Raw genomic sequence first — 14,852 nt, 5'->3', positions numbered from 1 at the left:
TGACACCGACGGGGACCCCGGCGATCACACTGGGGCACCTGCTGACGGCACAAGAAGGGGAGTGGCAGCGGATTTCGCCCGCCTGCGGGCGGGCGGGCGCGCCGCCAGGCGCGCACGCGGTGCCGAAAAAGGGGCCCGGTCGCCCCGTCGTGGGAAGAGTCGGCCGGGCCTCTAGGGAGGGAAGGTTAGTTAGGACAGGGCGTCGATGATGAGCTTGGCGAGGTCACGCGCGGTGGGCAGCACCAGCTCGTCGGCGTACTCGCGGGTGCGTTCACACTCGGCGGGTCGCCCGCAGACGCACTCGCCGTTATGCGCCCGCAGGTCATGGTGGGTGCTGTCCAACGAGTGACCGTCGACGGAGGCGCCATCGATGATCCAGCCCAGTCCGTCATCGGCGAGCCTCAGATACAGCTGGACGGTCTGCTCGATGTAGTGGGGCGCATCCGGGGTGTAGCCGTAGTAGGCGGCGTTGCCATCGGAACGTGTTGGCACACCGCTTTTTTGAGCGGGCATTGACGGCCAGTACCCCGCCAGTGGGTCGTGGTCTCCGCTGGCCCAGGGGTCGGTGGTGTTGTCGGTGGTCATGGTCTGTTCCTTCCGTCGGTGACCGGCTCGGGTGCCGGTCGGTACAGGTGCGGCTCGGATCGGTGGGGTGTCGGTGTCCACCCCGGTAGAGACCGGCGGGTATCGAGGCGGGTTTGGCGCCCCCGCCCCTGCCGGCGCGCAGCGCCCTGGGCGGGGCTGGGGTTGGGCGCCAAAGGTCCTTGGCCGCCGCTGATTCCGGCGGGCGTGGGTTGACACCGACGGGTGCCCCACCGGTCACACTGGGGCACCTGCTGACGGACAGACAAGGTGAGGAGCTCGGCCGGCCCGGGTTCGTGGTGGGCGACGCACCGACTGCGTGGCCCTGATTTGGTGACGACCGCGCTCGGCGGTGTCGCTCATACTGGGGTGATGGAGTCGACGGTGATGGCGGTGCTGCTGGCTGCGGGTGGCCCGGCAGCGGTGGACCTGGTGAACTGGCTGGTGACGGGACAGTGGGATCGCGGCGGTGTCGAGGTGGCGTGGCCGGCGCAGCCGGTGGCGATCTGACCGCGGCTTAGGTGAGCGTGTCGGCCAGGTCGGCGATGACGGCGGCCAGGTCGATGAAACGGCCTTGCCGGGCGCCGGCGGTGAAGTGCTCACCGAGCCAAATGCCCACCATGGTGGCGGTTCCTGCGCCGGTGATGATGCTGTCACCGGCGGTGAGGGCGGTGCTCATGTCGGGTTTCTTTCCTGGCTGGCGGCGGTTTCGGCGCGTTTCCAGAGGTCGGCCAGTTCGTCGCGGATGGCGGTGAATTGGGTGGTCAGGTCGTCGCGGTCGGCGCCGGCCTCGGCGAGGTCCTGCATGCGTTGCCCGCCGGTGCGAAACGCCCGCCGGTAGGCCTCGTCGAGGACCTCGCGGGCGTAGCGGTGCGCGCAGTCTCGGGGGGCTACCGCTTGGCTGTAGGCGTCGAAGAGGTAAAGGCTGAGTTGGCGGATGCGGTGCTCGGTGGGGTCGTGTCCGGGATCCAGGGCGTTCGATGGTGGCCGGTGTTTGGCTTCGGCCAGGATCAGCACCGGGTTGGGGTCGTTGCCGTCCTCGACCAGGGCGCGGATCAGTTGGTAGGCCCATTGGGTGAGGGGCCGCCAGATGGCGGTGTCGGGAACCAACTCCAGCAGCGGTGTGGCGTGCTCGGCGGCCAACCACATCAGGGCGCCGACGTACTGGTGTTCGGGGGCCCACTGCTCGATGACGCGGTCGGCTTGCCACTGCGGGTCGATGCTGGGTTCGGTCTCGGCGGTGTCGCCGACGAGCTCGAGGCGGCGCTGCGGGGTGGTCATGGCGTGCTCACTGGCAGCTCGGCGCGGACCGCTTCGATGGTGGCGGTCCCGGTGACGCGGGGCCGGCGGCGGGTGAAGTCGTCGGCGTCGTCGTGCGGGTCGGCGATTTCCAGCAGTTCGTAAGTGCTGTTGGTGGTGGTGGTTTGCAGGGGTCGCAGGTAGTAGTCGGCGGCCACGGCGTAGGCGATCAGGGCGCGCTGGGCGGCGGTGAAGTCGCGGTGGCGGGTGATGGTGGTCGCCGCGGCGTCGATGGTGAGCTGGTGCATGGTGGCGCTGATTTCGGGCTCGGTGCTCAGGCGGCCAGGCGGGCCAGCAGCGCGGCCAGCCGGTCGGGGCGGTATCCGGCGAAGTGCTCGTTGGGGCCGGCGTAGACGACGGGGGCCTGTAGGTAGCCCAGGGCCATGACCATGTCGCGGGCCTCGCTGTCGCGGCTGAGGTCGACGGTGTTGTAATCGGTGATTCCGGCATTGTTCAGTGCCCGGATTGTGGCGTTGCATTGCACGCACGAGGGCTTGGTGTAAATGGTGATGCGAGCCATTTCTCTATCCTCTCATTTCGGGCCCCTGTATTTGTTTCGATTTTACCGTCTATTGCGCTATTCTGGCAATACTTTTCGGGTATTCTTAGACCATTTTGTGACATTGCGATAGCAGCAATCGGGTCGGCCTAGCCGGCCACCTGTGCGGTCGCGGAGGGTAGCGAATCAGGCTGCTGTGCAGGATTATTAGTGTATCTCCTCGGCTGTGTGGGTGGGTGCCGGCATTCGGCCTGCCCTGTTTTACCCGGTATCGCAATTGCTGAATTCGGCCGCCGTGTTGCCGCGGACCGCAGTGGTCCCGACGAAACGTTTTCCGGCGAGCGAAGCGAGTGTGATTGGGAAACGTTTTCGGGCCGTGAGGGCTTTATCGGTGGCCTTGCGCGCAGCGGCATGGCGGTCATAATCGGACGCGACACCGGGTAGTGGCACAAAGAAAGGGAAGTAACGCCGGAGGCGTTTCCGCCAACAGGTTCGCCGGGCCGCCGGCGGCGGCCCGTCCGCCTGGGGGTCGGGGTGGCGGGGATGGTGACTGGCCGGTGGGGTCCGGTGGGCAGGGGAGGGGAGCCTGCCCACCGGGCGGGACCGGTTAGAGGGTTTGCAGCATCCTGAACGCCTCGACCTTCAGGGACTGGGCCGAGCTGCCGGCGGTGACGGTGCGCAGTGCCCGGGCCTGCGCGGCGGCCTGCTCACCGCGCACCCCTCGCACGGGGGCCACGTGGTCGGTCCATTCGCTGACGGCGTTGTAGGCGGCCCAGCGGGTGCGGCCCAGGATGGGGGCGACTGTGGGGCTGGACAAGAACAGCGTCACGATGTTGGCGGCCTGCTCGCTGCGGTGTTTCTTGGCGGCCTCGGTGTCGGCCTGGTCGACCTTGACCAGGTGCCGGGCGAAGCTGGCCACCTCGTCGGTGTCCATCGGGGTGGCATACAGCGCGGCGACCTCGTCCTCGAATGCCTCGATGTAGCGCCAGCTCAGCTTGAGGGCCTCGCGGGCCTCCTGGATCGCCACCCGGGCGTTGCTGGTGTGGGAGATCCCGAAGCTGGACACCGCACGGGCGATCGCGGCGGCCTGGGTGTTGGCGCAGACGATGCGGATCGGGGTGACGACGAGGCGGTAGCGGCTGCTGCCGTCGTGGCTGTTGAGGGCCGCGATGTAGTAGTCGGTGCGGTCCTGTGCGCCGTTGCGGCCTTGCAGCACCATCGATTTCGGCAGTTTCATGGTCAGGAACGTTTCGCGGCCCCCGCGCAGAGCGCCGGCGGTTTCGTAGACGGCTCCGCTCTCCTCGGTGAGGGTGTTGAGGATGGTGCAGGATTCCTCGTTTTGGACCGGGGTGTACTTGCTGCCGACCACGCCGAGCACCTCGAGGGCTCCGGTGATCGGGTTGGTGCGCACGGTGGCGAACATCTCGGGCACCGCCAGCGGGGCCAGGGTGCTCACACCGTCCTCGGTCAGGATCGGGTCCTGGGCGACCTGCAGCGGGCGCTTGTGGACATTCCAGCCGGCCAGGTGCGCGGCGTGGAGGGCTTCCTCGGCGGTCATCGCGTGACCGACCGACTGCCCGAGTCGGTGCCAGGCGTCCGTGCGTGAATTGGCGAAGGACACAACGCCGTTCGTGGAGTCAAGCTCATGAGCCATGAGAGTGAACCTTTCTGGTGAGAGGGTGGGCGACCGGATCGCCGCCCGTTCTTGTTTGCCTTCCGGCAAGACTGAGACCAACCGGCGTGGGGGGAGGCAAGCAGCAAGGGCCGGCGCGGGTTTTCCAGCGAGCGCAGCGAGCGGCCCGGGGAAACCCGGGAGCCGCAGGCCGCCGGTCCCTTGTGCGGCTGCCCCAGCTGGTTAGCGTCGAAGGCCGGAAAGGCAAACTTCGGGGCTTGTTCCGATCGAGGAACAGCCCCCATTGAGGTGGGCAGCGCCGCAGGCGTTTCCGCGAACGGATGCTCGGCCCGCCGGCGGCGGGCCGTCCGATTGGGCTGCCCCAGGGTGGTGGGGCAGAGCCGAAGCCCTGCCCCACCCGGCGGTGCTAGTCCTGCTCGCTCTGTGCGGTCTTGGCGGCGGCGTACTCGTCGTGGACCTCGTCGGCGCTGCGTACCCCGGTGATGATTTCCTCGACGGCGCTGAGGGTGTAGCCGTTGGCCGCCAGGAACTGCAGGTATTCCCGGCTGGTGAGCGCCGGCGACCAGTGGCTGGGCGCGCCGTCGCCGCTCATCCGCACGTTGCGCCAGGCGTCCTTGCCGGTGCGTGTCTCCAGTGCGCCCAGCACCAGGGCCAGGGTGATCACCGCGGCGCGTCCGTCGCCGCTGCCGGTGGGCAGCTCGGCGATCAGGGTGCGTGTCCCGGATCCTGCCTCGACGCCGAGCAGTTCGGCGGCGGTGGTGTCGGCGGTGTGGTGGGTGAGCAGGTAGGTGTCGCGGGCCAGGCAGTCGGCGATGAACACCGCTGCCCCCTTGGGCAGGGTCTTGCGGGCCAGCAGCGTGCTCACGAACTCCCGGCGCACGGTGATGGCCGCCGCCCCCAGCTTGTTGAGGGCCAGCACCATGCGCCGCGCGCGTTTGTCGGCCTCGGACCGCTCGGCCTCGGCGCGCAGCCGTGCCGCCTCGCGGTCGGCCTCGGTGTCGGCGTCGGGGTCCTGGCTTGCCGATCCGGCGTCGGTGCCGCCGTGGTCCTGGGACCGCTGGCGTCCCGCTGACCATTCGGCGTTGCGCCGGAACATGTCGGTGGGCGCCACGCCCGCAGCCTCGGGGTCCAGGCAGAACCACTCGGGCTGGTAGCTGGGCCGCTCGGTGACGGTGTCGGCGTGGCGCAGTCCCTCGGCGGGCTGCTCGTCGGGCAGGTTCTCGGTGTCCCAATCGACGTCGTCCTCGTTGACCGGCTCGCCGGTGGCGGTGTCGATGTAGTCGGCGTACTCCTCCAGCCACACCGCCCAGAACTGCGGGTCGGTGATCATCTCGGCGTCCGCGTCCTGCTCGGCGGGGGTCTGCAGGTGCGCCAGGGGCACGCAGTCGAGGTTCCATCCCCACCGCCGCTCGGCCAGCACGGTGAACCCGCGTGCGGTGTAGTCGGCCTCGGCCTCGGCGCGGGCGGCAGCGCTGACCCGCTCGGTGCGCAGTTGGGCGACGACGTGGTCGAAGCTGGCGCCGCCGGCCGCGTCGAGGAGTCTGGCCACGGCCTGGGCGTCGGTGTCGAACTCGGTGATCGCTGCGGCCTCGGTCAGCGACAGCTGGCCGGCTGACAGGGCTTCCAGGGCGGTGCTGGACTTGGCGGCTGTCTCGGCGGCTGTGACGGTGTCCTTGGTGATCGACAGCTTGCGGGCGACCTTGGTCACCGACATGCCGGCGTCGATCATCTGCTGGATCCCGCGGGCGCGCTGGGCGTCGGTCAGATCGGCCTTGTGGTCGTTGGTGACGATCTGGTGCACGATCCGGTCGATGGTTTCCGCGCTGCTGTCCAGGTGCGCGGCGGGCAGCACGTAGACCGGGACGGTGGGCAGCCCGACCTTGCGGGCCGCGGCGCACCTGCGCTGCCCATTGCGGATTTGCACGATTCCGTCGGGGCGGCGGATGCCGGTCAGGGGCACCAGCACGCCGTGCTCGGCGATGCTGTCCAGGAACGGCTTGCTGAGGTTGGCGTATTCGCGCACGTTCTCGCCAATGTCCAACTGGTTGGGGTCGATGTGGGCGAGTTCGCCGGCCACCGGCGCTGCGGTGGTGTCGATGCCCTCGGTAGAGATGGTGTCAGTCATGGGACGTGACCTTTCTGGTGAGAGGTTGACCCTGCGAGAGGGCCAACCGTTCTGAGTGCCTGTCTGGCAGGAATCGATGTGCCTACGAGCGACCAGAGCGCAAGGCCCGCCGCCGCGTTTTCCAGCGAGCGCAGCGAGCGGATTGGGAAAACGCGATCAGCGGTGTGGCCTTGTCGCGTCGGGAGTTGAAGTGGGCGAAAATCGATTCGCCAGACAGGCGCTCCAACGGCCCACGGCCGCCGCCGCCCGTCAGGGCGGTGGGGGCCGATTACAGCAGCGCCGCAGGCGCTTCCGCTGGACAGCCGCCCACGGTCACGGTCGGTCGCCAGCGCGCTCCCGCGCACAAGCGATGGCCACCCGGGTTGCCCGTCGCGCCACGCCCCGCGTCCGAGGTGGCACCCGAGTGCCCGGACTGGTGTGGGGCCAGTGGTCAGCACTTGCATCGCCTGCACTGCGGTCTGCCCGCTAGGTGCCGGACCGTGCCAGCGCGCCGTCAGGCCACGAACAGGACGTCTTCGCAGACCGCCGCGCTCCACAGCGCCTCGAAGTTGCGGCGCTGCTTGTGGCGACTACGGCCGAATCGTTGTTCCGTCGGCTTGCAAGGCAGCTGAGTATTTGTTAGATGAGGCTTACCTCAATTAGGCTTCCGGTCGTTAGTCTCCCTTTGGATCGGAGCACGAGTCATGTCCGCAGCCCAGATCGCCGTCCTCGGTGCGATCGCTGGATTCACCATCTTTCTCGGGTTACCGATTGGCCGCTTGCGCACGCCGTTGCCCCAGCTCAAGACGGCGCTCAATGGGGTCGCGATCGGCGTTCTGGTGTTCCTGTTGTGGGACGTGCTCACCCATGCCTGGGAGCCGATCGATACCGCTCTGGGCGCCCACCGCATCGGTGCTGCGCTCGGTAACGGTGTGGTCCTGGCAGCCGCGTTTGGTGTTGGACTGCTGGGATTGGTTTGGGTGGACCGGCGCCGCGTCCACACAAACGCGGCCCCGCCGGGACCTGGCGCAGCAGCGCTCAGCGAACTCGCCGGACGGCCGCTGTCTGACAGTGCAAGTCGGCTTGCGCTGATGATCGCCGTGGGGATAGGGCTGCATAACTTCGCCGAAGGCCTGGCCATCGGCAATTCAGCAGCCCGCGGTGAGCTGTCGTTGGCCGTCATGTTGGTCATCGGTTTCGGGCTGCACAATGCCACCGAAGGTTTCGGTATCGTCGCGCCGCTGACTGGTGCGCGCCCGTCGTGGGGTTTCCTTGCACTCCTCGGGCTGATCGGCGGAGGCCCCACCTTCCTGGGCACACTCGTGGGACAACGTTTCGTCAACGACACCGTCTCGATCGCTTTCCTGGGCCTGGCCGCTGGTTCGATCCTCTATGTCGTCATCGAGCTGCTCGCAGTGGCTCGAAAGGCCAATCTCAAGACCATCACCACCTGGGGGATCTTCCTCGGCATGCTCGCCGGGTTCGCCACTGATGCGATCATCACCGCCGCCGGCGCCTAAGACGCACCGGCCGGGGTCTGGACCACCGCGGTGCTGACCAAACCCAGCAGCATCCCGGTGAACCCGCCGCGGCCGTGGCTGCCGAAGACGAGTTGCGCGGACTCGGACTGCTCGACCAGCTTCCGCACCGGCCGATCGCAGACGCCGAGACGGCGCATCTGTCACGCAGTTATGTTGGAGCCGGTAAAGCCATGGCAGAGGTGTGCGCGGTTGTATATGTGCATTAGTCGCCGGCCGGACCCCGGACGGTCATGGTGGCGCCGAGCGTGTCCTACCTCTACAGTGGACATTGATTCAAAATGAATCGCGAAAGGTACGGGTCATGTCAACCGACGTCGCCGACGCCCAGAAGAGGCTGACGGCCAGAGCTGCGCGCCAACGTATCGATGAACGTGAACTTGAGCGCGCGATCTACCAGGCCGCCAATCATGCGGGGCTTTCGCAGCGGCAGATCAGCGACATCGTGGGTATCCATTCGCAGGCTACAGTCCAGCGCATCCTGCGCCGGCTAACCGAAGATCCCGCGCTGCTCGACGAGAGGCCCGCCGAGATCATCGATCGCCGTGCCGCCGGACTCATCGACACCGCTGACATGATGGACAGGCTCCTTAACTGGAAGTACTCCTTCGGGGGTGTCGTGCGCGTCGACGGTGTCGCCACCGACGCCTATATAACCGGGGACTGGGACGAAATCGAGATGGCCTTCTACCGAGGCCTGCTCAGCGACGAGGAGTTCCAGGCTCTGGCCGCCCGCCACCTCAAGAGCATGGGCAGTGGCGCCCGACGCTGACCTGCGCGCTGAAGTAGCCGAACAGCTCACCATCCGATCGGTAGCAGGTGGACCACTGCACCGCGAGGCTGCTGAATGCACGGAATACCGGTATGCCACCGATGTCGGCCGCGCGCGGTTGCACAAACACATCATCGACAGGTATCTCGCCCGCGAGAATCCCCGCCGCGACGGCCGCTCAGCGATCGTCACAGCTGGCGCACCCGGATCAGGAAAGAGCTCGATGCTGCGCGCCTTGGTTGCTGATCTGGGCGACTACCGGGTGGTCGACGCCGACATCGTCAAGGACCACCTCATTGAACAGGCACTCCACGACGGCATCTACGACCACTTGCTGGTCGAGATTCTCGCGGACGGGCACGCGCTGGCACCCCGCGAACTCGCCGGGCTCGTTCACCTCGAATCGGTGAAACTAGCCGACCAGATTCGACGACTATGCATCATCCGCAAAGAAAACATCGTCGTCGAGGGCACGCTCACCTGGGATGGGCAGGGGCCCAGAATTTTTCGTGAACTCGCGGACGCCGAGTACACCGACATCGAGGTGTATGGAGTCGACGTCGGACGGGCCGTCGCCCACCAACAAGCCTTGACTCGGTGGTGGCAGGGTCGACAACTCTGGGTCAACGGCGCCGATCAACTGGGGGGTCGGTTCATTCCGGCCGAGGCCATCGACGTCTGCTACACACAAGCTGCCAGTTCCGTATGTACCTCCCACGCACTGCAATTCATAGACACGGCTCAATCAGGCGAAGTTCCACACGTCCATGTCACCATCCTGCACGGGAGCCCACTTGGCGCGCTCGAGGTGGTCGACGAACGTTACTACCGCCAATGATTGGACTGCGCGCCAACCCACGACTTATCGGCGGACAATCTGAGCGCGAATCCGTTTGGAGCAAAACTGGATTGACGGCGTTACGTGACATGATCTACTTTTCATTCGGAATGAGTCGCGGTGAAACCATTTTCAGGATTCATGATTCTTGCATTTTTGCCAGAGTTCAATATTCGCCATCACCAGAGGGTTGGAGGATCTTGTAGAGCGGGTTTCGGGCGGCAGCCTCACGTGTCTCGATGCCCGCGGCGGTGATGTAGCGCTGGGAGGTGGCCATCGATTCATGCCCGAGCAGGCGCATGAGCATGTAGACGCTGACCTCGGCGTTGGCCAGTTCGGTGGCGAAGGTGTGGCGCAAGCCGTGCACCAGGGCCCCGCGGGCCCGCTCGGCGTCGATACCGGCTCGCTGAAACGCCCGCAGCACACGGTACTGCAGCGTGCCGCGGGTGATACGTTCGCCGTCAGCTCCGACGAACAGCGGCGCAGTGGCCGGCCAGGTCGCGAACTGCCCGCCCGGGGCGCTTCGCCGGCCCGCGGGCCGGGGGAATCGCATGGCGCGGCTAGCCAGGTACTGCTGCAGCGCCTCGATCAGGGGAGCCTCGATCGGCACGCGGCGGTCCTTGTTGCCCTTGCCGCGCACCTGGATGACCGCGCCGGTGTCGGTGGGGCGGATGTCGCCGATGTTGGCGCCCACCAATTCCTCGCGGCGCAGGCCGGCCAGCAGCGCGGTCAGGATGATGGCACGGTCGCGTTCGATCCAGTCGCTGCGCCGTGTGGACGGCTCCTCGGCTGCCAGGACACCGATGAGGGCTTCGATCGCGTTGGGCGGCAGCGATTTTGCCAGTGTCCTGCCCGTTCTGGGCCGTCCGATCATGGGCATCGGATTGGCCGCGATCAGCTCGGCGGTGTAGAGGAATGTGCACAACGTGTTCCACGTCGACCAGCAGCGGCGGATGGAGGCCGGCGCATGGCTTTCCGCGAAGACGGCAAACGCCGTCCGCAGCGAGTCCAGGGTGATGTCGGCCAATCGCATGGATGCCACATCCGCGCCGCCGACGACGACCTCGGCGATGCCGTCGAAGTCGCGACAGTAGGCCGCCAGCGTGTGCGCCGACGGCTTGCGGCTTCCCCGGTCCGCCAGAAATGTCGCGAACCACTCCGGGCGAGGGCGGTCGGCGCCGAGGGCTGGGGGTGACACCCCGTCAGTATTTCATGCATATTGACCGTTATGCATGAAACGCGGCGCGTGTTGGACGTCCTTGTATTGCACCGTTGTTGTCGGCGTCGTCACGGGAGCACCAGCCGGGCGGTGTGGGCGCAGAACTCGTGGTGGCCAGGGAGTGCAGCGGCGACATGCACCGGCGTCCGCGCGCATCCAAACAGCATCCGGGCGCAGGCCAACTCGCAGTAATGAACGAGTCTCGATGATCTCGGCGCCGTCACCGGGTACACCGTCAGGGACACAGGATGTTTGGAGTGCAAGGCCTGGTCCAGGACATTTCGTCACCGTGACGTATTGGGGGCCAGGCCGCTGGACTCACCTAGCTGCTGCGGACAGCGTCGATTGTCCCGAGTCGTCCGGATCCCACGAATTCCAGAACAAGTTTGACTGCTGTGCGGGTCTGGCGTCGAGCGGACCGGCGGCTCGGCTGGCCTGTCGCTGTAAACCCACAGGCCTCGGTGTTCTGCTACCGCCCCTCCCCGGCTCCGACATTCACTGCACGACGTCTTCCCGGGCCCTACGGACGTCGCAGACAGTTATTTAGCGTAGCTACTGATTAGTAGGTATTATGTCAGGTAATCCTCGTCGTATTGCATCAGCTCAATCAACGCCGCCGTCGAATTTCGAGGCAGGCCTGTAACGGGCCACGACTCGCGGCAACGAGTCGGGCAGGCTTCTAATCAAGCCACCGAAGCAAGACCGGGCCGGCGTCGCCGCCCCCGATCGGTGGACAGATCCCGGGAAGGGCACCCTCACGGGGCCAGACGATTCAGGAGTCACACCCAATCAGGACGGCGACACCGATCCTGTCAGCCAGCACCGGGCCAGCCGCGTAAAGACTTACAGGCGGTTCAGTCGCCGGCGGTCTGAACCACCACGCGTTGGATAAGGCCCATGCCGACCGCGAAGTCGATCCAACGACCTTCCGTGCTCGTCACGTGCGCTTGTGGAATTCCGGGCGAGTGAGCGACCTCTTCCATCAACGCCCCTACATGCCGCTGAGCATTGGCGTCTTCAACGCGAAGGGCCGCTTCCAGAAACTGCTGATCGTTACCGATCCAGACGTTCGGGTTGGCTTCGGTTCTTGAGCGAATCTTCACACAACCAACACCGAACCCCTCGGTAGAACGACGCACAGTGGAAGGGAGTCCGCCAAACGGGGCGGTGTGGGCGAAGGCAACAGTTGGGCCACTCCAACTGACCCAACCCACTGGGTCGGAAGACTTGACCTAAGTTCAAAGGGAGGAATCACCGCAATGACCGATTCAGCAGAGGGCACGACTGACATGAGCTTCGCGCCGGCCGCGGCGCCTGAGGTCGCTCACCGGAACACACGGCTGTACCAGGTTCTAGCCTGGGTGGGCATCGTCGCCGGTGCCCTGTTCATCGTCGCGGTGGTCTTCTTCTCCGGATTCTTCGCAGGCAGAACGACAGACGGCTACGGGTGGCACCGAGGCGCCCAGATGGGCGGCGGCTGTCCCATGATGCAGATGCAACCCGGAGGTATGGGACCCGGGATGATGCCCGGGGGCATGGGACCCGGCGGCATGGGACCCGGGATGATGCCCGGGGGCATGGGACCCGGGATGATGCCCGGGGGCATGGGACCAGGCGGCATGGGACCCGGGATGATGCCCGGGGGCATGGGACCCGGGATGATGCCCGGGGGCATGGGACCAGGCGGCATGGGAGGCCCGACTCCGAGCTCAACAGCCCCGATGTCCCCGCCAGCCGGACAACGCTAGGACGTCGCCGCTGCGAATGAGCGACTGGCCGGCCTATCGACGCGGGCGAAGCGACCATCTACGTGATCCGGGGCCGAGTGCGGCTGAGCACCGACAATAACCACTGGGACGGGATCACCGGCGACTTGCTCGAATTGCCCCCGCCACGGCACCGACTCGAAGCCCTCGAAGACTCGGCCATCCTCCTTAGCGTGGTCAAACCCGAAGCGTTGGAAGACGCTGGCGACCACGAGTAGCGGCCCCGGGTGCCGTGAGCGTGTGTGACAGGTGAAGGCCTCCGGTGGTGAAGTGGAGCTGTCTAGTACCCGCTTCATCACCAGGAGGCCCCCCTGTCTAAAGGCCGGTCCTCTGCGGCTGGCTCGCTGCGTTGTTCAGGGTGGCGGGCCGCTGAACGGTTTCAGGTCGCAGTGACCACGGCGGCACGCTGGGCCCGCCGATATCCCGATGGTGGTTGCATACGCGTTTCGTTGTGATTCGTTCGGCGACCAACCCAGCCTGGGTCAGGCCCCAACCGCAGCGATAACGAAATCGGTGCCGAAGCCGAGCATCAGGCCTGCCAGCAGGCCCCAGTACATGAGTTTGCGGTGACCGAGGTTCTGCGCGACACGCAGTAGCTGGACGACCACGTAGAGAATTGACCCTGTCGAGGCGATCCGCCGGCTGCGTGAGGGCGAGCACCAGGTCGCCATGGTCGGTGACGGCGTCAACGACGCCCCCGCGATGGCCAACGCCACCGTCGGCATCGCTATGGGCGCCGCAGGATCCGATGTGGCCCTGGAAACCGCCGACATCGCCTTGATGGCCGACAACCTCAACGCGCTGCCCTTCGCCGTCGGCCTGAGCAGACGCACTCGCCGGATCATCCGCCAGAACCTGCTCGCCAGCCTCGGGGTGGTTGCATTACTGATCCCCGCGACCATCCTCGGCCTGAGCATCGGTCTGGCCGTGCTCGCCCACGAGGGCTCAACACTGGTAGTGGTGGCCAACGCGCTGCGCCTGCTGCGCTATCCACTACCCAAGACCGAGGTCGAGGTCGAGGTCGAATGAGATTGCACCCCAAGGTGATCGGCACCCTGCATGAACAGTCACGCTGCGCGTCGGCCTACCGTCGACCATCACGATGCGACGATCGTCACCGCCGCCGCCCAGGCTGTTTCGCTCAGTCATCCGGCCACAACGCCGGTGCGGTCATGGACTTCCAGACACAGGCGGGAGAAGCGGAACAGCACGGCCCGCGCCGCCCTTGGTCGTCGCCAACCCCGACGCGGCAATCGGCCGCACCGGCCCGAAACTGCTACATACCGGGCACTGCTATCGAATACTCCCCGACATCATGGGTGCAACACTTCGTGCTGCCGACTCGGCCCTTGGCCGTCGAGCACTGTTCAAGCGTAGGCTGCGCGCCGTGGATGACCGCTACCTCAGAGCGACGGCGTTGCTCGATGTCGACCGTCCGAGCCTGAAAACCCTTGTCGGAGAGCGGTCCTGGATGGAGCTTCCCGAACGTGCCCGTATCGGCGCGGTCTATGACTTCGTTCGATGCGAGATACCGTTCGGGTACAACGTGTCCGACGACATCCCGGCGTCGGCGGTGCTGGCGGACGGCTATGGGCAGTGCAACACGAAGACGACCCTATTGATGGCACTGCTGCGAGCCAGCGGCATCGGGTGCCGATTTCACGGCGCGACCATCGACAAGCGCCTCCAACAGGGGGTGATGACCGGTCTGCTGTACCGGCTCGCTCCGACCAGCATTCTCCACAGCTGGGCCGAGGTGTTCGTCGCCGGTCACTGGGTCGGCCTCGAAGGCGTCATCCTCGATGACACCTACCTCGACGGGCTCCGGACCTCCATCAAGCAGGACGGCGGCCCGTTCCTCGGCTACGGGGTCGGTACCGACGACCTCGCCAACCCACCGATCCACTGGGCAGGAACAGACACCCGCATCCAGGCGACCGGGGTGAACAAGGACTTCGGCGTCTTCGACGATCCCGACACCTTCTATCGCGCGCACGGCGTCAACGCCCGTGGCTTCAAGGGATGGTTGTACCGGCACCTCATGCGCACCGCCATGAACACGAAGGTGGCCTCGATCCGAGCAGCAGGTACTTCACCGTGCCCCTCGACGCGGAGGAATGCCCGATAGCACCGTCGCTTGTGCGTTCCCCTGCCGCGGAAGGTGTGTTTGTTCTGATCCCTCGCCGGGGTGGGTTACTGCCCGCCGAGGGCGTCGATGACGGCTTGCAGTTTGACGGTGACCTGTTGGGCCACCTGTTCCATTGCGGGTGCGTCGCTGAGTTGGGCCATCAGCTCAGGGTTGATGGCATCGACGATGACGGTGTCGTCGCCGTGGGTGGTGTCGGCGCGTACCACGACGTTGCAGGGCAGGAACAGCCCGATCTCGGGGTCGGTGAGCACGGCCTGGTAGGCCAGGGGCGGGTTGCAGGCTCCCAGGATGAGGTAGTCGGCCAGGTCGGCGTCGAGTTTGGCCTTCATGGTGGCTTTCACGTCGATCTCGGTGAGCACCCCGAACCCGTTGTCGGCCAGCGCTTTACGTGTGCGGGCTACCGCGTCGTCGAAGGTGGTGTGCAGTGTGGTGGATAGTGCCAGGGCTGTCATC

At 66.3% G+C, this 14,852-nt stretch carries 17 protein-coding genes and 4 pseudogenes; 9 read left to right on the top strand and 12 right to left on the bottom strand.

All coding sequences use genetic code 11. The features are described 5' to 3' along the window. Positions 1 to 189: 189 nt before the first annotated feature. Complete coding sequence (locus B133_RS0122135; RefSeq protein ID WP_232423391.1) at positions 190 to 585, bottom strand: hypothetical protein; 396 nt, start codon at positions 583 to 585, stop codon at positions 190 to 192. A gap of 267 nt (positions 586 to 852) precedes the next feature. Between B133_RS0122135 and B133_RS24580 the strand changes: the two genes are divergently transcribed. Next, positions 853 to 1,092 (top strand): hypothetical protein, encoded by a 240-nt coding sequence (locus B133_RS24580; RefSeq protein WP_157626099.1) that lies wholly within the window; start codon positions 853 to 855, stop codon positions 1,090 to 1,092. A gap of 7 nt (positions 1,093 to 1,099) precedes the next feature. Here the strand turns inward: B133_RS24580 and B133_RS24575 are convergent, their stop codons facing one another. The 6 genes from B133_RS24575 to B133_RS0122095 all read right to left on the bottom strand — a co-directional run bounded on the left by B133_RS24575 (position 1,100) and on the right by B133_RS0122095 (position 6,138). Next, complete coding sequence (locus B133_RS24575) at positions 1,100 to 1,261, bottom strand: hypothetical protein (protein ID WP_018604293.1); 162 nt, start codon at positions 1,259 to 1,261, stop codon at positions 1,100 to 1,102. Continuing rightward, positions 1,258 to 1,863 (bottom strand): hypothetical protein, encoded by a 606-nt coding sequence (locus tag B133_RS0122120; protein WP_018604291.1) that lies wholly within the window; start codon positions 1,861 to 1,863, stop codon positions 1,258 to 1,260. Before B133_RS0122120 ends, B133_RS24575 begins: the two co-directional genes overlap by 4 nt. Further along, positions 1,860 to 2,129, bottom strand: coding sequence for a hypothetical protein (locus B133_RS0122115; RefSeq protein WP_018604289.1), 270 nt, complete (start codon positions 2,127 to 2,129; stop codon positions 1,860 to 1,862). Before B133_RS0122115 ends, B133_RS0122120 begins: the two co-directional genes overlap by 4 nt. A gap of 26 nt (positions 2,130 to 2,155) precedes the next feature. Next, positions 2,156 to 2,401, bottom strand: coding sequence for a glutaredoxin-like protein NrdH (nrdH, locus tag B133_RS0122110; RefSeq protein ID WP_018604288.1), 246 nt, complete (start codon positions 2,399 to 2,401; stop codon positions 2,156 to 2,158). A 586-nt stretch (positions 2,402 to 2,987) separates the two neighbouring features. Further along, positions 2,988 to 4,034, bottom strand: coding sequence for a DUF932 domain-containing protein (locus tag B133_RS0122100; protein WP_018604285.1), 1,047 nt, complete (start codon positions 4,032 to 4,034; stop codon positions 2,988 to 2,990). 385 nt (positions 4,035 to 4,419) lie between these two features. After that, the gene (locus tag B133_RS0122095; protein WP_018604284.1) at positions 4,420 to 6,138 is read right to left on the bottom strand and encodes a ParB N-terminal domain-containing protein; all 1,719 of its coding nucleotides are present in this window, start codon (positions 6,136 to 6,138) and stop codon (positions 4,420 to 4,422) included. A gap of 683 nt (positions 6,139 to 6,821) precedes the next feature. Here B133_RS0122095 and B133_RS0122090 point away from each other — a divergent pair. Continuing rightward, positions 6,822 to 7,637, top strand: a complete 816-nt coding sequence (locus tag B133_RS0122090) for a ZIP family metal transporter (RefSeq protein WP_018604283.1) — start codon at positions 6,822 to 6,824, stop codon at positions 7,635 to 7,637. Here B133_RS0122090 and B133_RS0122085 read toward each other — a convergent pair. Beyond that, positions 7,634 to 7,789 (bottom strand): annotated as a pseudogene (locus B133_RS0122085) (universal stress protein); the annotation flags it as partial. The gene B133_RS0122090 and the pseudogene B133_RS0122085 overlap by 4 nt on opposite strands. A 170-nt stretch (positions 7,790 to 7,959) precedes the next feature. On the opposite strand from B133_RS0122085, the gene B133_RS0122080 reads away from it, so the two are divergent. Together B133_RS0122080 and B133_RS0122075 are read left to right on the top strand one after the other, a co-directional pair. Beyond that, the gene (locus B133_RS0122080) at positions 7,960 to 8,427 is read left to right on the top strand and encodes a winged helix-turn-helix domain-containing protein (RefSeq protein WP_018604280.1); all 468 of its coding nucleotides are present in this window, start codon (positions 7,960 to 7,962) and stop codon (positions 8,425 to 8,427) included. After that, positions 8,411 to 9,265, top strand: a complete 855-nt coding sequence (locus B133_RS0122075) for a zeta toxin family protein (protein ID WP_018604279.1) — start codon at positions 8,411 to 8,413, stop codon at positions 9,263 to 9,265. Before B133_RS0122080 ends, B133_RS0122075 begins: the two co-directional genes overlap by 17 nt. 166 nt (positions 9,266 to 9,431) lie before the next feature. Here the strand turns inward: B133_RS0122075 and B133_RS0122070 are convergent, their stop codons facing one another. Both B133_RS0122070 and B133_RS0122065 read right to left on the bottom strand, forming a co-directional pair. Then, positions 9,432 to 10,463, bottom strand: coding sequence for a tyrosine-type recombinase/integrase (locus B133_RS0122070; RefSeq protein ID WP_018604278.1), 1,032 nt, complete (start codon positions 10,461 to 10,463; stop codon positions 9,432 to 9,434). Between the two features lie 875 nt (positions 10,464 to 11,338). Continuing rightward, a complete protein-coding gene (locus B133_RS0122065) occupies positions 11,339 to 11,587 on the bottom strand; it encodes a hypothetical protein (RefSeq protein ID WP_018604277.1) in 249 nt (82 codons plus the stop codon). Between the two features lie 156 nt (positions 11,588 to 11,743). Here B133_RS0122065 and B133_RS23970 point away from each other — a divergent pair, with 156 nt between their 5' ends. The 3 genes and pseudogenes from B133_RS23970 to B133_RS24570 form a co-directional block, all read left to right on the top strand. After that, complete coding sequence (locus B133_RS23970) at positions 11,744 to 12,232, top strand: hypothetical protein (RefSeq protein WP_036419797.1); 489 nt, start codon at positions 11,744 to 11,746, stop codon at positions 12,230 to 12,232. 44 nt (positions 12,233 to 12,276) lie between these two features. Beyond that, positions 12,277 to 12,468 (top strand): annotated as a pseudogene (locus B133_RS25110) (hypothetical protein); the annotation flags it as partial. Between the two features lie 76 nt (positions 12,469 to 12,544). Further along, a pseudogene (locus B133_RS24570) lies at positions 12,545 to 12,684 on the top strand (IS481 family transposase); the annotation flags it as partial. A gap of 48 nt (positions 12,685 to 12,732) precedes the next feature. Here B133_RS24570 and B133_RS25215 read toward each other — a convergent pair. After that, positions 12,733 to 12,858, bottom strand: a complete 126-nt coding sequence (locus B133_RS25215; protein WP_255349253.1) for a hypothetical protein — start codon at positions 12,856 to 12,858, stop codon at positions 12,733 to 12,735. Between the two features lie 10 nt (positions 12,859 to 12,868). Here B133_RS25215 and B133_RS0122040 point away from each other — a divergent pair. Then, positions 12,869 to 13,279: pseudogene (locus tag B133_RS0122040) on the top strand (HAD-IC family P-type ATPase); the annotation flags it as partial. Between the two features lie 358 nt (positions 13,280 to 13,637). Then, positions 13,638 to 14,378: a transglutaminase family protein gene (locus B133_RS0122035; protein WP_232423390.1), complete on the top strand. Its 741-nt coding sequence runs from the start codon at positions 13,638 to 13,640 to the stop codon at positions 14,376 to 14,378. A 65-nt stretch (positions 14,379 to 14,443) separates the two neighbouring features. Here the strand turns inward: B133_RS0122035 and B133_RS0122030 are convergent, their stop codons facing one another. After that, positions 14,444 to 14,851, bottom strand: coding sequence for a DUF302 domain-containing protein (locus tag B133_RS0122030; protein WP_026256755.1), 408 nt, complete (start codon positions 14,849 to 14,851; stop codon positions 14,444 to 14,446). Position 14,852 lies beyond the last annotated feature (1 nt).

It is taken from the genome of Mycobacterium sp. 155, from assembly GCF_000373905.1.
GTDB lineage: Bacteria > Actinomycetota > Actinomycetes > Mycobacteriales > Mycobacteriaceae > Mycobacterium.
This window is presented reverse-complemented; position numbering and strand designations above follow the sequence as displayed.

Excerpts from the sequence above, each read along its gene's own strand:
- B133_RS0122135 (WP_232423391.1), bottom strand. The coding sequence starts at position 585 with ATGACCACCGACAACACCACCGACCCCTGGGCCAGCGGAGACCACGAC.
- B133_RS24575 (WP_018604293.1), bottom strand. The coding sequence starts at position 1,261 with ATGAGCACCGCCCTCACCGCCGGTGACAGCATCATCACCGGCGCAGGA.
- B133_RS0122120 (WP_018604291.1), bottom strand. The coding sequence starts at position 1,863 with ATGACCACCCCGCAGCGCCGCCTCGAGCTCGTCGGCGACACCGCCGAG.
- B133_RS0122115 (WP_018604289.1), bottom strand. The coding sequence starts at position 2,129 with ATGCACCAGCTCACCATCGACGCCGCGGCGACCACCATCACCCGCCAC.
- nrdH (WP_018604288.1), bottom strand. The coding sequence starts at position 2,401 with ATGGCTCGCATCACCATTTACACCAAGCCCTCGTGCGTGCAATGCAAC.
- B133_RS0122100 (WP_018604285.1), bottom strand. The coding sequence starts at position 4,034 with ATGGCTCATGAGCTTGACTCCACGAACGGCGTTGTGTCCTTCGCCAAT.
- B133_RS0122095 (WP_018604284.1), bottom strand. The coding sequence starts at position 6,138 with ATGACTGACACCATCTCTACCGAGGGCATCGACACCACCGCAGCGCCG.
- B133_RS0122090 (WP_018604283.1), top strand. The coding sequence starts at position 6,822 with ATGTCCGCAGCCCAGATCGCCGTCCTCGGTGCGATCGCTGGATTCACC.
- B133_RS0122080 (WP_018604280.1), top strand. The coding sequence starts at position 7,960 with ATGTCAACCGACGTCGCCGACGCCCAGAAGAGGCTGACGGCCAGAGCT.
- B133_RS23970 (WP_036419797.1), top strand. The coding sequence starts at position 11,744 with ATGACCGATTCAGCAGAGGGCACGACTGACATGAGCTTCGCGCCGGCC.
- B133_RS0122030 (WP_026256755.1), bottom strand. The coding sequence starts at position 14,851 with ATGACAGCCCTGGCACTATCCACCACACTGCACACCACCTTCGACGAC.